Consider the following 13,623-nt stretch of genomic DNA (forward strand, 5'->3'; position numbering starts at 1 on the left):
AACACGTTGATGCTTATAAGATTCATCGGGAAATAATTTACAATAGGGATCATTGCAATGACTATTCATGACAAGTTTCTTGAAGATGCACTAAAGCAGGAAGGCAAACTAGGCGCCGACATCGTTGGCAAGATCCTAAAACGCATTAGTGGTGTTCTAAGCTATCAGCCAGCAGTAGGCGTATTTGGAAAGACTGGCGCAGGGAAATCGAGCCTGTGCAATGCTGTATTTGGAAAAGATGTTTGTGAAATTAGTGACATTGCAGGATGCACACGAAAGCCACAGGAAGTAATTCTTGAGCTTGGAGGAAAAGGCATAAAGCTGCTCGACGTGCCTGGCGTTGGTGAAAGCAATGATCGAGACAAAGAATATGCTGATCTCTATCGTTCACTACTGCCTGAGCTTGATCTGGTACTGTGGGTAATCAAGGGTGATGATCGGGCATTTTCGTCCGATGAGACTTTTTATAAAAATCTCGTAAGACCTTATGTTGAAAAAGGGCGTCCATTCGTTGTTGTGCTTAATCAGATTGATAAGATTGAACCGTTCAGGGAGTGGGATGAAACTGTCAATCAACCAGGTGCCAAGCAAGCGGCAAACATTGAGCAAAAACGCAAAAACGTAGCCGAAATATTTGGTTTGCCTCTGTCTTGTGTAATTCCTGTTTCGGCAAACGAGCGTTACGGACTTGTTAATTTAGTTGACCGAGTTGTTGAGCTGCTTCCAGCAGACAAAAAAGCAATCGTTTTGGACGCGGTAAAAGCAGACACTCGATCCGAACACTCTAAGTCTGAAGCCAAAGACGGATTCCTTGAAACAGTATTCAATGTTGTTACCGACATTATTCCTATAGCGCCGGTAGCCAAAACCATCGTGAAGGCAATATCCAAGATTATCAGTAAAATTTTCAGCTGGTGGTGATTCTTGGGCATAACCAAATATCGCTTACACCGAGGCGACATCTCAGAGCTTCGCACCAAATACCCGGCATTTGGGAAACTAAATGCCGCGAATGGTATGGGTTGGCATAAGTGGGTTGATAAAACCACAAAGGAGGGATCCTACGACAAGATGATTCTGTTTGTGGGAAAATCGGGTTATGGAAAGTCTACTACTGTTAACGCTCTTTTCGGGAAGAAGCTTCTTGAAACTAGCGAAGTAGCCGCCTGTACCCGAGTATGCCAATGCCTCGAATTTCACGTTGGAAACAATCATTGGCTGTCACTTGGAGATCTGCCGGGTGTAGGGGAAAACATAGAGCGCGATAATGAATACCTTAAATTGTATTCTGAATTTTTTGACTACGCTTCAGTAATAGTACATGTGCTTAGAGCAGACACTCGCGACTATTCGATTGATGAGCACATGACTGCCAAACTAATACATACACCAAGAATGAAAGAAAAGGTGATTTACGCTCTCGGGCAGTGCGACAAAATTGAGCCCCTCAATAGAAAAATAAGCCCTACCCCTAGCTCTGACCAGCTTAAAAATATAAGTTTGAAGCTACGAGAGGTTATGGATAAATTCTTACCAAAAAACCCGGTGGTTCCATACTCAGCAGAGACTGGATGGAACATGTCGTTCTTATCTGATGAGATTGTTCGGGTTGCGCTGCTTGAGTAAAGCAATCTGTTTACCGACAGCCAACCCAACTAAAGCAAGAGTCACGAAGAAGCCCGGCATCACAGAGCTTCAAATACTTGAAGAGAAAAACTATTCTTCGTACGGCCCCAAAAAACGCACGCCATTGAAATGAATCAAATGGGAGGGAGCATCGGCGACCCAAACCTCAGTTTCCCATGCAATCTCGCCGAGATAGCGACTCATGATAGCGCGATTCGGGAATGCTGTAACGTAGACGAGACCTGCTGTAGACCCTTTGAATAACTTAGCCAATTCTGCATGGCGCTTGCCATCTACAGGACCATGGCTTGTGACTGACTCTACCAACAAAAGCCAATTCTTCTGTGTGAAGTGAAGAACAACGTCTGGCATTTTCCCATGAGAGTCAACTTCCACTCCCAAACTCGCGAGTAGCGCCGCATCAAAGTACCCCATTTTGTCACCAGTATCACCAGCATAGACAAGGACGCTATTTGGCGCAAATCGAGGAGCGAAACTTTCAATAATGTCTCGAATTAGCTCGCTATGTTCACCAGGAGTCAATTTGATCTCTTTACCAGGAGCTATCTCAACGGGAATCATGCTTTGCTCACGCTCCTTCGCATACCGAGCAATCAGCGTTTCACGCCCAGCCATGTATTTTGCGAGTGCATCATGCCATTCATCTGTTTCGAAAGTCCTCAGCAAATCAAGCGCAGATGGCTCAATCTGATATACAGATTTCGGGCTATTTATTGCCTTGGTCTCGCCAGGATTGCATACCGCCAAGGCAGCATCACAAAACTGATGGATAGTTTTTCGGCGAACGGTTTCACGACTATTTGGAGCGTATACTTTATCGTAGTGCTCCCGCATCCACCCCATGATCGGTGTGATCCCGAGGAGTGGACTTCCAGCATCCTGCCAGGATTTACCAGGCGTCATATCTAAGAGCGCAAGCAAGCAAAGAGCTGAGCGTTCATTGCGTTGTGCTTTTGGTAGGCCAAGAGATAACAGAATTTGCTTAGCGTCATCGACGTACTGTTTTTTTACACTCACAGGATTTCTTCCATTTTCCTATCTATGGACTCTTGACTGACTTCTTTTTGCTCAAGTGCCCAAGAACCAAGTATGATGAGCGTTTCGCGACCTGGGTACTTCATTAGTTTCAAGTCCGTTGCATTGACCTGCGTGTGCCCATTAAATCGTCGGAACTGCTGATCAACAGCCGTACTGTTCAAGTAGATGGCCAAGCCGTACGCAAGCTCCTTCTGGAGTCCTTTTTTCTTATCGTGAAAGACGTTGAAGTAGTTTTCCAGCCCCACAACCGGGCTGTCACCAATCTCACACGGGGCTAGCACCCTGGCCACGATACGACGTTTCTCTTCTTTCGATGAGAAACGACGCACAAGGCAGTAAAAGCCGTTCGGATAAAGCCACTTCTCCGTTTCGTCGTTACGTAAAATCGCGCTGGGCTTTTTGCGGCTTTCTCCTGGCCATACGATACCCAGACCATTGCTGCTGAAATGGTTGGGGTAAAGCAACGGTACGGTGCCGGACTCCGGAAGCTCCCGCAGCTGAGATCGCATCCTGAACCCAACTACTGGTCCAGTAGAAATCTTCACTCCAACATCCTCAGGAGAGCAGCAGGCTACACTGGAGCGCTCAATCGCGCTCTCTTCGAGAGATGTAGGTACATGAATGAATTGCTCAGGATCTGCCTCAAATACGATACGATTGAAGGCGTGTTCATGACTAGCGATGTCGCTGAAGCTGTCATCAGTCGATGTCGTAATTGTCACATCTCTTTGCTCACCATCACGTTCAAAGCGGATGATGATGTTCTCTTGAAGCACCTCATCATCTTTGAATGCAGTGCTACGAGAGTTGAATAAGTGAATGTGACGAATTGCAGCGCGCTCAAGCACGAACTCTCGGAAAGGCTTGTAATACGGGCCGTTGCAGAAGCTGCGCGGAATGATCGCAACAACCTGGCCACCAGGCGCCATTTGAGCGACAGCAAGCGCCACAAATGCCGAATAGAGATTTACGGTCTCAATACCCACAGTTCGCAGAGCTAAGCGATGAGCAGAACGAGTGTTGATCTTTTTGTACGGCGGATTGAGGATCGCATGCGTGTAGCCCGGCGAGACGAAATCTGGCGTGGCCGTCAGCTCGATGTAGTCGCCCGCAATAACGCTTGAAGTCACACCTGCGTATCCAGCCAGGTGTTCAACCAGATGCCCTCTAAGCTTGTCATCTATCTCATACGCAGTAACTTGGACCTGTTGAAAATCATGCTCACCAGCCTTCCACCGGTCCAAGAATGCGCACGAGAGCGCACCTACACCCGCACCTGCATCGAGCAAGCGGCATGCCTCAGCGATGCTTGGCGGAAACATGTTGGCCATGAATCTCGCCACGCTAGACGGAGTCATGAATTGCCCCAAGGCAGATTTGAGCTTCCTGTCAGTTTTGGGGGCAACCTCACGACGTACGGAATCGACGTGATCTAAGGACATAATGCTGGTCATGCGTAATTGATAGCCGTCGTAAGCCGCATCAGCCTCTGCTCAAGCCCAGTTGTATTCTGAACGTTTCCACAGCAAGCTCCGCGATGAGTAAGTCTATTGGTGTGACCGAAGACGCACCTTGCAATGGTCTCAGCATACGTGAATCGACCATGGGTGTGCAGCAAGCCTCCGCTGCATTGCCGAGATAAATGATCGCTTTCGCTGCGAAACCAAATCAGCGCGGAGGAACCTTCTGGAGCGATGGACCCTATGTGGACCCTAAATATGCTGGACCCTAAATTTTAGGGGCATAAAAAAATCCAAGCACCCGTAAGTGCTTGGATTTCTTGGAGTATTTTGGTCGGGACGGAGTGATTCGAACACTCGACCCCTTGCACCCCATGCAAGTGCGCTACCGGGCTGCGCTACGCCCCGACATCATTCTCGATACCGCTGAGAACGGTGAAGAATCTAACCTAACCTTCTGATTAATGGAAGCTTTTTTTCAAAAATTTCCACTCATCGGCAATCAGGTCACTTCTTCAAGACCACCAGCACATCCTCCAACTCGGTAATCATCTGCCGAATCAGCTGCTTATACTGGCTGGACTCATCCTTGACCTCGTCACTGGAAAGACGCAAACGCGCCCCGCCAATGGTGAAGCCCTGGTCATACAGCAGTGCGCGGATCTGGCGGATCATCAGCACGTCTTGGCGCTGGTAATACCGCCGATTGCCACGGCGCTTCACCGGATTGAGCTGCGGAAATTCCTGCTCCCAGTAACGCAGCACATGCGGCTTTACCGCACAAAGCTCGCTGACTTCACCAATGGTGAAGTAGCGTTTGCCCGGGATGGGGGGCAGCTCGTCGTTATGGCTTGGTTCCAGCATAGGCCTCTACCCGGGCTTTCAGCTTCTGCCCTGGACGAAAGGTGACGACGCGGCGTGCGGTGATCGGGATCTCTTCCCCGGTTTTGGGGTTGCGGCCCGGCCGCTGGCGTTTGTCGCGAAGGTCGAAGTTGCCGAAACCGGACAACTTGACCTGCTCGTTGTCTTCAAGCGCGTGCCGAATTTCTTCGAAAAACAGCTCGACCAGCTCCTTGGCCTCTCGCTTGTTGAGTCCCAGCTCCTCGTACAGCCTTTCGGCCATCTCAGCTTTCGTCAGAGCACCCATACCGTTATTTCCTTAACGTGGTGTTCAACCTTTGTTCGAGCGAGGTGAGGATATTTACCAAGGTCGCATTCACCTCATCGTCATTAAGAGTGCGCGATGGATGCTGCCAGGTCAAGCCGACGGCCAGGCTTTTTCTATCAGGATCAATACCTTTACCCTGGTAGACGTCAAACAGCCTGAGGTCCGTGAGCCATTCGCCTGCATTGTCACGAATGACTTCAAGCACCGAACTGGCCGCCACGTCACGCCCTGCAATCAGCGCGAGGTCGCGACGGGTTTCCGGGAACTTCGACAGTTCGCTGAACTTGGGCAGGCGACCTTCTACGACATCGCCAAGCACCAACTCGAAGACGAACACCGGACGGTCGAGGCCGAGGGTCTTGGCCAGCTCCGGGTGAATGGCGCCGAGGTAGCCGACTTCCTTGCCGTCGCGCTCGATGCGTGCAGTCTGGCCGGGGTGCAGGGCCGGGTGCTTGCCGGCAGCGAAGGTGAAGTCACCCAGCGCACCGGAGTAGCCCAGCAGGGCCTCTACGTCGGCCTTGACGTCGAAGAAGTCGATGCCATCGCGACCGTTGGCCCAACCTTCGGGTTGGCGGCTGCCGGTGACGACGCCAGCGATCATCGGTTGCTGCTTGAGATCACCCAACTGACCGACGAAACGCAGACCGCTTTCGAACAGGCGTACGCGGTCTTGCTGGCGGTTGAGGTTGTGCTGCAGCGCCTTGACCAGGCCCGGCCACAGCGAGGCACGCATGGCGGCCATGTCGCTGGAGATTGGGTTGGCCAGCAGCAGCGGCTCGACGCCAGGGGTGAACAGCTCGAACAGTTTCGGATCGATGAAGCTATAGGTAATGGCTTCCTGATAGCCACGGGCAACCAGCAGGCGACGCAGGTTCGGCAACTCGCCACGGGTCTCCGGGCGGGCCTGCGGGGCCAGGCGAGCCTGCGGGTAGCGGACCGGCAGGTTGTTGTAGCCATACAGGCGGGCCAGCTCTTCGATCAGGTCGACTTCCAGACTGATGTCGAAGCGGTGGCTCGGCACGCTGACGGTCCACGCCCCTGCCCCATTGGCGCTGGTTTTCAGCTCCAAAGCATTGAGCAGTTGTTCGACCTGGGCCGCCTGCATCTGCATGCCAAGCATCTGGGTGATGCGCTCATCACGCAGGGTGATCGGCGCGATGTTCGGCAAGTGCTGCTCGCTCACGGCCTCGACCACAGGGCCGGCTTCACCGCCAACGATTTCCAGCACCAACGCAGTGGCGCGCTCGAGTGCTTCACGGGCCAGTTGCGAGTCGACGCCGCGCTCGTAGCGGTGCGAGGCATCGGTGTGCAGGCCGTAGGAGCGAGCCTTGCCCGCGACGGAAATCGGCTCGAAGAAGGCGCTCTCCAGGAACAGGTCGCGGGTCTTCTCGGTGTTCACACCGCTGTGCTCGCCGCCCATGACACCGGCAATCGCCAGGGCACGGGTGTGGTCGGCAATCACCAGGGTGTCGGCGCGCAGGGCGACTTCCTGACCGTCCAGCAGGACGAGCTTTTCGCCCTCCTCGGCCATGCGTACGCGGATACCACCGTTGATTTCGGCCAGGTCGAAGGCGTGCATCGGCTGACCGAGTTCAAGCATCACATAGTTGGTGATGTCGACGGCAGCGTCGATGCTGCGCACGTCGCTGCGGCGCAGGCGCTCGACCATCCACAGCGGGGTTGGCTTGCTCAGGTCGACGTTGCGGATCACGCGGCCCAGATAACGCGGACAGGCCGCTGGGGCACTGACTTCGACCGGGCGCACTTCGTCATGCGCAGCCGGCACGGCTGGCACCACTGGACGCGACACAGGGACGTCGTACAGTGCGCTGACGTCGCGGGCCAGACCTGCGATGGACAGGCAGTCGCCGCGGTTCGGCGTCAGGCCGATCTCGATGCTGGCGTCGTCCAGGCTCAGGTACTGGCGAATGTCCTCGCCCACTGGGGCGTCGGCGGCCAGCTCCAGCAGACCGTCGTTCTCTTCGCTGATCTGCAGCTCGGCTGCCGAGCACAGCATGCCGAACGACTCGACGCCGCGCAGCTTGGCTTTCTTGATCTTGAAGTCGCCTGGCAGCTCGGCGCCGATCATGGCGAACGGGATCTTGATGCCTGGGCGAGCGTTGGGGGCACCGCAAACCACCTGGAAGGTTTCTGCGCCGTTGCTGACCTGGCACACGCGCAGCTTGTCAGCGTCCGGGTGTTGTTCGGTGGCGAGAATCTCGCCGACTACGATGCCGCTGAACTGGCCGGCAGCAGGGGTCACGCTGTCGACTTCAAGGCCAGCCATGGACAGGCGGGCAACCAGTTCATCACGGGAGACTTGCGGGTTTACCCAACCGCGCAGCCACTGTTCACTGAATTTCATGCTGTTCTCCTGAAAGTTGCGTCGATTGGGCCTAGCGGAATTGGGCGAGGAACCGCAGGTCGTTGTCGAAGAACAGACGCAAATCGTTGACGCCATAGCGCAGCATGGCCAGGCGCTCGGCGCCCATGCCGAAGGCGAAGCCCTGGTACTCTTCCGGGTCGATACCGGACATGCGCAACACGTTCGGATGGACCATGCCGCAACCCATCACTTCCAGCCAGCCGGTCTGCTTGCACACGCGGCAACCTTTGCCGGAACACATCACGCACTGGATGTCGACTTCGGCGGAAGGCTCGGTGAAGGGGAAGAACGAGGGGCGGAAGCGCACAGCCAGTTCTTTCTCGAAGAACACCCGCAGGAACTCTTCGATGGTGCCCTTGAGGTCGGCGAAGTTGATACCGCGATCGATCAGCAGGCCTTCGACCTGGTGGAACATCGGCGAGTGGGTGATATCCGAGTCGCAACGGTACACACGGCCTGGACAGACGATGCGGATCGGCGGCTGCGTGGACTCCATGGTGCGCACCTGAACCGGCGAGGTGTGGGTACGCAGCAGCATGTTGGCGTTGAAGTAGAAGGTGTCGTGCATCGCACGGGCCGGGTGGTGGCCAGGGATGTTGAGCGCTTCGAAGTTGTGGTAATCGTCTTCGACCTCTGGGCCCTCGGCGATGCCGTAGCCAATGTGAGTGAAGAACTGCTCGATGCGCTCCAGGGTACGGGTGATCGGGTGCAGCCCGCCGGTGGTCTGGCCACGGCCTGGCAGGGTCACGTCGATGCATTCGGCGGCCAAGCGAGCATTGAGCTCGGCCTCTTCGAAGGCGGCCTTGCGTGCGTTGAGCACCTCGGTGACACGTTCCTTGGCGTCGTTGATCAGCGCGCCGACCTTGGGGCGCTCGTCGGCTGGCAGATTGCCCAGGGTCTTCATCACCTGGGTCAGCTCGCCTTTCTTGCCGAGGAATTGGACCCGGATCTGTTCCAGGGTAGTGATGTCTTCAGCGCGTTCCACGGCCTCGAGGGCTTGGCCAACCAGCGCGTCCAGGTTTTCCATGTACAGACTCCAGATACGAAATAGGGGAAGAGCTTTTGAAGGCTCTTCCCCTATCGATGACGTTTTACATCCGGCGACCGAGGCCGCCGAATGATTGTCGTGGGTACTTAAGCCAGAACGGCTTTAGCTTTCTCGACAATCGCAGCAAACGCCGCTTTTTCGTTCACTGCCAGGTCGGCCAGAACCTTGCGGTCGATTTCGATCGACGCTTTTTTCAGGCCAGCAATCAGACGGCTGTAAGACAGACCGTTGGTGCGGGCACCGGCGTTGATACGAGCGATCCACAGAGCGCGGAACTGACGCTTCTTCTGGCGACGGTCGCGGTAGGCGTATTGGCCTGCCTTGATGACCGCTTGCTTGGCAACGCGGAATACGCGCGAGCGTGCACCGTAGTAGCCTTTAGCCAGTTTCAGAATTTTCTTGTGACGCTTACGAGCGATGACGCCACGCTTTACACGAGCCATGAGTAACTTCCTCTATCTTTGACCGAAATTAACGTACGCGCAGCATGCGCTCGACTTTTGCAACGTCAGACGGGTGCAGCAGGCTGGCACCACGCAGTTGACGCTTACGCTTGGTCGACATTTTGGTCAGGATGTGGCTCTTGAAAGCGTGCTTGTGCTTGAAGCCGGAAGCTGTTTTCAGGAAACGCTTCGCAGCACCGCTCTTGGTTTTCATTTTTGGCATGTTGGAACTCCGCATTCGATAAAATTACACAATAATCATCAGGCCTGCCGTGCCCGGGAGATTACTTCTTCTTTTTGGGGGCGATGACCATCATAAGCTGGCGTCCTTCCATCTTCGGATGCTGCTCAACGGTGCCATATTCGGCGAGGTCGGTTTCGACCCGCTTCAACAGCTCCATGCCCAGCTCCTGGTGGGCCATCTCACGGCCGCGGAATCTCAGAGAGATCTTGGCCTTGTCCCCATCGCTAAGGAAACGTACCAGGTTGCGTAGTTTTACCTGGTAATCCCCTTCTTCCGTCCCTGGACGAAACTTGATTTCTTTGATCTGGATCTGCTTCTGGTTCTTCTTGGCTTCGTTGGCCTGCTTCTTCTTCTCGAAGAGGTGCTTGCCGTAGTCCATCACCTTGCAGACGGGCGGTTGCGCGTCTGCAGAGATTTCCACCAGATCCAGCTTCGCTTCATCAGCGATACGCAGCGCTTCATCAATCGAGACGATGCCAATCTGCTCGCCGTCAGCACCAATTAACCGAACCTCGCGTGCCGAGATATTCTCGTTGATCGGGGCTTTCGGTGCAGTTCGTTTATCGTTTCTCATTTCACGCTTAATAGTCATTACTCCGATTCTAGGCGACCGCGCTTCGCCACTGCGTCAGTGAGCAGCTGGGTGAATTGGGAGACAGGCATGGAGCCGAGGTCTTGGCCTTCACGGGTGCGTACGGCGACGGTCTGCGTTTCGACTTCGCGATCCCCTATAACCAGCAGGTATGGGACCTTGAGCAAAGTATGCTCGCGGATTTTAAAGCCGATCTTCTCATTTCTCAAGTCCGACTTGGCACGGAAACCGCTACCATTCAGGGCTTTTTCCACTTCGAGGGCGAAATCGGCCTGTTTGTCGGTGATGTTCATCACCACAGCCTGGGTCGGCGCCAACCACGCAGGGAACACGCCGGCGTAGTGCTCAATCAGCATGCCGATGAAGCGCTCGAACGAACCGAGGATCGCACGATGCAGCATGACCGGGCGCACACGGCTGTTATCTTCGGCGATGTAGCTGGCGTCCAGACGCTCAGGCAGGTTCGGGTCGTACTGCAGCGTACCACACTGCCAGTTACGGCCCAGGCAGTCGCGCAAGGTGAACTCGATCTTCGGACCGTAGAACGCGCCCTCGCCCGGCTGGTATTCCCACTCCAGGCCCGACTCGTTCAACGCATCGGCCAGGGCGCCTTCGGCGCGGTCCCACAGCTCTTCGGACCCCACGCGCTTGGCCGGACGGGTCGACAGCTTCATAGCGACATCGGTGAAACCGAAGTCCTTGTACACGTCCAGGGTCAGCTTGATGAAATCAGCCGCTTCTTTCTTGACCTGCTCTTCGGTGCAGAAGATGTGCGCATCGTCCTGCACGAAGCCACGCACGCGCATGATGCCGTGCAGCGCGCCGGAGGGCTCGTTGCGGTGGCAAGCACCGAACTCGGCCAGGCGCAGCGGCAGGTCGCGGTACGACTTCAGGCCCTGATTGAACACCTGCACGTGGCACGGGCAGTTCATCGGTTTTACCGCGTAGTCGCGGCTTTCCGAAGCGGTGGTGAACATGTTCTCGGCATAGTTGGTCCAGTGCCCGGAACGCTCCCACAGGATGCGATCGACGACTTGCGGGGTCTTGATTTCCGAGTAGCCGTTCTCGCGCTGAACCTTGCGCATGTACTGCTCGAGCACCTGGTAGACGGTCCAGCCATTGGCATGCCAGAACACCATGCCAGGGGCTTCTTCTTGCAGGTGGAACAGGTCGAGCTGCTTGCCGATCTTGCGGTGGTCGCGCTTTTCGGCTTCTTCGATGCGCTGGATGTAGGCCGCCAGCTGCTTCTTGTCAGCCCAGGCGGTGCCATACACACGTTGCAGCTGCTCATTCTTGGCATCGCCACGCCAGTAGGCGCCAGACAGCTTGGTCAGCTTGAAGGCTTTCAGGAAGCGGGTGTTCGGCACGTGCGGGCCACGGCACATGTCGACGTATTCTTCGTGGTAGTACAGGCCCATGGCCTGCTCGTCAGGCATGTCCTCGACCAGGCGCAGCTTGTAGTCTTCGCCACGCTGGGTGAACACGTCGATGACCTCGGCGCGCGGGGTCATTTTCTTGACGACGTCATAGTCGGTATCGATCAGCTGCTGCATGCGCTTTTCGATGGCCGCCAAATCGTCCGGTGTGAAAGGACGTTCGTAGGCGATGTCGTAATAGAAGCCTTCGTCGATCACCGGCCCGATCACCATCTTGGCGGTCGGGTACAGCTGCTTTACTGCGTGGCCGATCAAATGGGCGCACGAGTGACGAATGATCTCCAGTCCCTCTGCATCTTTGGGGGTGATGATCTGCAGGGTGGCGTCATGATCGATCTTGTCGCAGGCATCGACGAGCTTGCCGTCGACCTTGCCGGCCAGGGTGGCCTTGGCGAGGCCCGCGCCAATGGAGGCGGCGACTTCGGCTACGGATACCGGCTGGTCGAACGTACGTTGACTGCCATCGGGAAGAGTAATAACGGGCATGGCGCCTCCTCTCCTAGTGGTGACCCCTACCAAAGGTCACGTGGGTTGGGATGAGCCAGTACAAGATCCGCCCTGCCTTTCCCGCGGGAAAGCCTGCCTCACAGTGGCAGAGACCTTTCGGCCTGCCAGGAACGAACCAGAGTGACTGGAAAGTAAATAAGAAGTTGCAGCCAGAACGGGCTGCAAGCCGGCCATGCTAGCACGGGCTAGAGCCGCAGGCAGAAATATTTGGAAATTACGTACCCAGGGTGAACTTGTACGGAAATTTTCCTATCAGACTTTGTGAAGCAACCTACTCTAGATGAGACCTTAACCCAAGGAGTGCCTGGTTATGCGACTTCCTTCCCTTCTGGCCGCGTGTGCCACAACGGCCTTGCTGCTGCCGCTGGCCGCCCATGCAGGTAATTTCCCGCCCGGCAAGGAGGCTGCCTACATGGCGCAGTGCACGCAGGTGGCCACTGGCCAAGGCGTGGACGCGGCGACGGCGAAAAAGCACTGCGACTGTGGTGCCCAGACCATCAAGAAAAATTTCACCGACAAGGAGATCGTCGAACTCGATAGCAAGGATGGGGTAGATGCCAAGCTGATGCAGCGTGCCCAAGCCACCGTGCAGGCCGCCTGCAAGCCGAAATAGCTAAAATTTCGAGGCCAATCCAGACATTGTTTGCTCTGGATCAACATCCTGCGAAGGTAAAAGGCGCTAGATGCGCAGAAATGAACTATGATGTTGCCCGTGCTCCTGTAGCCTCGGCAACATTGCACCTCGAAAAAAATCATGTTTCTGGAGATTCACCTCATGTCCAATCGCCAAAACGGCACCGTCAAATGGTTCAATGATGAAAAAGGCTACGGCTTCATCACCCCAGCAGGCGGCGGCGACGACCTGTTCGTTCACTTCAAGGCCATCGAATCCGACGGCTTCAAGAGCCTGAAAGAAGGCCAGACCGTCTCCTTCGTTGCCGAGCGCGGCCAGAAGGGCATGCAGGCTGCACAGGTTCGTCCGGAGTAATTCGGATACCGCTGTAAAAAAACCCGCCACTTGTGGCGGGTTTTTTATTGGCCGCTTGCACCGGTGCGACCCGCTGCAAGCGCAGCCTCCTTTAACCGCAGTTGACGCGGGTCACCACACCCTTGTCGTCGACGTTCAAGTTCACCCGCTCCGAGCGATACTCCAGGGTGATCATGTCAGTCGGCTTGAGGATACGCCCCATCTGTGAACCGCTAGCCTTGCGCGCCTGCTCGAGCAACTCGGGGGTACCTGGCTTGCCGATGGCGAAGTCGGCACCACTGGCGTCGCAGCGGCCATCGTTGCCAGCCGGGGCCGCAGGCGCAGCCTTGTCGCCCGAAGAACCACCGGTGCTGCAACCTGCCAGTACGGCAGCTACCAGCAAGGTGGCCAGGGAAGCGCGGGTACGGAACATGAATCCTCCTGAAATCGATCTGGGCAATGTCCATGCGACAATGCCTGTAGCTCTTTGTTGCAAGGCCGCCGGATTCTGCCTGAACCCAAGACCCGAAGCGAAACACAATCGTGACCGAATTTTGCACCAAACCGCAGGTTACACCTCGCCCCGCGCTTATGCTTAAGTCGCAGGGCCGTTGACATCAAGGCGTGATTTACTGGAACCAATGGAGTGCGCACGGCCTCCTATCGAACGCCAGGACCCGGTATTCG

15 protein-coding genes and 1 tRNA gene are annotated in these 13,623 nt (G+C 55.5%); 4 read left to right on the forward strand and 12 right to left on the reverse strand.

The annotated features are described in order from the left end of the window. The first annotated feature begins 57 nt into the window (after nucleotides 1-57). Together ACNFIC_RS21300 and ACNFIC_RS21305 are read left to right on the forward strand one after the other, a co-directional pair. Nucleotides 58-921, forward strand: coding sequence for a GTPase family protein (locus ACNFIC_RS21300; protein WP_416781898.1), 864 nt, complete (start codon nucleotides 58-60; stop codon nucleotides 919-921). Nucleotides 922-924: 3 nt separating this feature from the next. Then, nucleotides 925-1,626: a GTPase gene (locus ACNFIC_RS21305; RefSeq protein WP_416781899.1), complete on the forward strand. Its 702-nt coding sequence runs from the start codon at nucleotides 925-927 to the stop codon at nucleotides 1,624-1,626. A gap of 90 nt (nucleotides 1,627-1,716) precedes the next feature. On the opposite strand, the gene ACNFIC_RS21310 is transcribed toward ACNFIC_RS21305, so the two are convergent. The 11 genes from ACNFIC_RS21310 to thrS all read right to left on the reverse strand — a co-directional run bounded on the left by ACNFIC_RS21310 (nucleotide 1,717) and on the right by thrS (nucleotide 11,948). Further along, nucleotides 1,717-2,664 (reverse strand): BsuBI/PstI family type II restriction endonuclease, encoded by a 948-nt coding sequence (locus ACNFIC_RS21310; RefSeq protein ID WP_416781900.1) that lies wholly within the window; start codon nucleotides 2,662-2,664, stop codon nucleotides 1,717-1,719. Next, a complete protein-coding gene (locus tag ACNFIC_RS21315) occupies nucleotides 2,661-4,016 on the reverse strand; it encodes an Eco57I restriction-modification methylase domain-containing protein (RefSeq protein WP_416781901.1) in 1,356 nt (451 codons plus the stop codon). The genes ACNFIC_RS21310 and ACNFIC_RS21315 overlap by 4 nt, the downstream gene beginning before the upstream one ends. A 460-nt stretch (nucleotides 4,017-4,476) precedes the next feature. Next, nucleotides 4,477-4,553 (reverse strand) — tRNA-Pro (locus ACNFIC_RS21320). Between the two features lie 99 nt (nucleotides 4,554-4,652). Continuing rightward, on the reverse strand, nucleotides 4,653-5,009 hold the full coding sequence (locus ACNFIC_RS21325; RefSeq protein ID WP_138221014.1) for a MerR family transcriptional regulator: 357 nt from the start codon (nucleotides 5,007-5,009) through the stop codon (nucleotides 4,653-4,655). Continuing rightward, nucleotides 4,990-5,292, reverse strand: a complete 303-nt coding sequence (ihfA, locus tag ACNFIC_RS21330; RefSeq protein ID WP_009394049.1) for an integration host factor subunit alpha — start codon at nucleotides 5,290-5,292, stop codon at nucleotides 4,990-4,992. Before ihfA ends, ACNFIC_RS21325 begins: the two co-directional genes overlap by 20 nt. A 4-nt stretch (nucleotides 5,293-5,296) precedes the next feature. Continuing rightward, entirely contained in the window at nucleotides 5,297-7,678 is a 2,382-nt protein-coding gene (gene pheT, locus ACNFIC_RS21335; protein WP_416781903.1) for a phenylalanine--tRNA ligase subunit beta, read from the reverse strand. A gap of 31 nt (nucleotides 7,679-7,709) precedes the next feature. Beyond that, nucleotides 7,710-8,726, reverse strand: coding sequence for a phenylalanine--tRNA ligase subunit alpha (gene pheS, locus ACNFIC_RS21340; protein ID WP_138221012.1), 1,017 nt, complete (start codon nucleotides 8,724-8,726; stop codon nucleotides 7,710-7,712). Nucleotides 8,727-8,833: 107 nt separating this feature from the next. Next, a complete protein-coding gene (gene rplT, locus ACNFIC_RS21345; protein WP_003250671.1) occupies nucleotides 8,834-9,190 on the reverse strand; it encodes a 50S ribosomal protein L20 in 357 nt (118 codons plus the stop codon). Between the two features lie 28 nt (nucleotides 9,191-9,218). Further along, nucleotides 9,219-9,413 (reverse strand): 50S ribosomal protein L35, encoded by a 195-nt coding sequence (gene rpmI / locus ACNFIC_RS21350; protein WP_003250667.1) that lies wholly within the window; start codon nucleotides 9,411-9,413, stop codon nucleotides 9,219-9,221. A 61-nt stretch (nucleotides 9,414-9,474) separates the two neighbouring features. After that, nucleotides 9,475-10,026, reverse strand: a complete 552-nt coding sequence (gene infC, locus ACNFIC_RS21355; protein ID WP_011533207.1) for a translation initiation factor IF-3 — start codon at nucleotides 10,024-10,026, stop codon at nucleotides 9,475-9,477. After that, nucleotides 10,026-11,948 (reverse strand): threonine--tRNA ligase, encoded by a 1,923-nt coding sequence (thrS, locus tag ACNFIC_RS21360; protein ID WP_138221011.1) that lies wholly within the window; start codon nucleotides 11,946-11,948, stop codon nucleotides 10,026-10,028. Before thrS ends, infC begins: the two co-directional genes overlap by 1 nt. Before the next feature lie 331 nt (nucleotides 11,949-12,279). Here thrS and ACNFIC_RS21365 point away from each other — a divergent pair, with 331 nt between their 5' ends. Then, nucleotides 12,280-12,582 carry a hypothetical protein gene (locus ACNFIC_RS21365; RefSeq protein WP_138221010.1) on the forward strand — a complete coding sequence of 101 codons (303 nt, stop codon included), beginning with the start codon at nucleotides 12,280-12,282 and terminating at the stop codon, nucleotides 12,580-12,582. A 162-nt stretch (nucleotides 12,583-12,744) separates the two neighbouring features. Next, on the forward strand, nucleotides 12,745-12,957 hold the full coding sequence (locus ACNFIC_RS21370; protein ID WP_138221009.1) for a cold-shock protein: 213 nt from the start codon (nucleotides 12,745-12,747) through the stop codon (nucleotides 12,955-12,957). Nucleotides 12,958-13,048: 91 nt separating this feature from the next. Here the strand turns inward: ACNFIC_RS21370 and ACNFIC_RS21375 are convergent, their stop codons facing one another. Beyond that, a complete protein-coding gene (locus ACNFIC_RS21375; RefSeq protein ID WP_416781905.1) occupies nucleotides 13,049-13,369 on the reverse strand; it encodes an I78 family peptidase inhibitor in 321 nt (106 codons plus the stop codon). Nucleotides 13,370-13,623: the final 254 nt, after the last annotated feature.

Origin of the sequence: Pseudomonas sp. NY15463 (assembly GCF_048068415.1) — a bacterium.
In the GTDB taxonomy this organism is placed as follows: domain Bacteria; phylum Pseudomonadota; class Gammaproteobacteria; order Pseudomonadales; family Pseudomonadaceae; genus Aquipseudomonas; species Aquipseudomonas mosselii_C.

Bases quoted from the DNA above. Each gene is read 5' to 3' on its own strand.
- ACNFIC_RS21300 (WP_416781898.1), top strand. From the start codon at position 58: ATGACTATTCATGACAAGTTTCTTGAAGATGCACTAAAGCAGGAAGGC.
- ACNFIC_RS21315 (WP_416781901.1), bottom strand. From the start codon at position 4,016: ATGGCCAACATGTTTCCGCCAAGCATCGCTGAGGCATGCCGCTTGCTC.
- ACNFIC_RS21325 (WP_138221014.1), bottom strand. From the start codon at position 5,009: ATGCTGGAACCAAGCCATAACGACGAGCTGCCCCCCATCCCGGGCAAA.
- ihfA (WP_009394049.1), bottom strand. From the start codon at position 5,292: ATGGGTGCTCTGACGAAAGCTGAGATGGCCGAAAGGCTGTACGAGGAG.
- pheT (WP_416781903.1), bottom strand. From the start codon at position 7,678: ATGAAATTCAGTGAACAGTGGCTGCGCGGTTGGGTAAACCCGCAAGTC.
- pheS (WP_138221012.1), bottom strand. From the start codon at position 8,726: ATGGAAAACCTGGACGCGCTGGTTGGCCAAGCCCTCGAGGCCGTGGAA.
- rplT (WP_003250671.1), bottom strand. From the start codon at position 9,190: ATGGCTCGTGTAAAGCGTGGCGTCATCGCTCGTAAGCGTCACAAGAAA.
- rpmI (WP_003250667.1), bottom strand. From the start codon at position 9,413: ATGCCAAAAATGAAAACCAAGAGCGGTGCTGCGAAGCGTTTCCTGAAA.
- infC (WP_011533207.1), bottom strand. From the start codon at position 10,026: ATGACTATTAAGCGTGAAATGAGAAACGATAAACGAACTGCACCGAAA.
- thrS (WP_138221011.1), bottom strand. From the start codon at position 11,948: ATGCCCGTTATTACTCTTCCCGATGGCAGTCAACGTACGTTCGACCAG.
- ACNFIC_RS21365 (WP_138221010.1), top strand. From the start codon at position 12,280: ATGCGACTTCCTTCCCTTCTGGCCGCGTGTGCCACAACGGCCTTGCTG.
- ACNFIC_RS21370 (WP_138221009.1), top strand. From the start codon at position 12,745: ATGTCCAATCGCCAAAACGGCACCGTCAAATGGTTCAATGATGAAAAA.
- ACNFIC_RS21375 (WP_416781905.1), bottom strand. From the start codon at position 13,369: ATGTTCCGTACCCGCGCTTCCCTGGCCACCTTGCTGGTAGCTGCCGTA.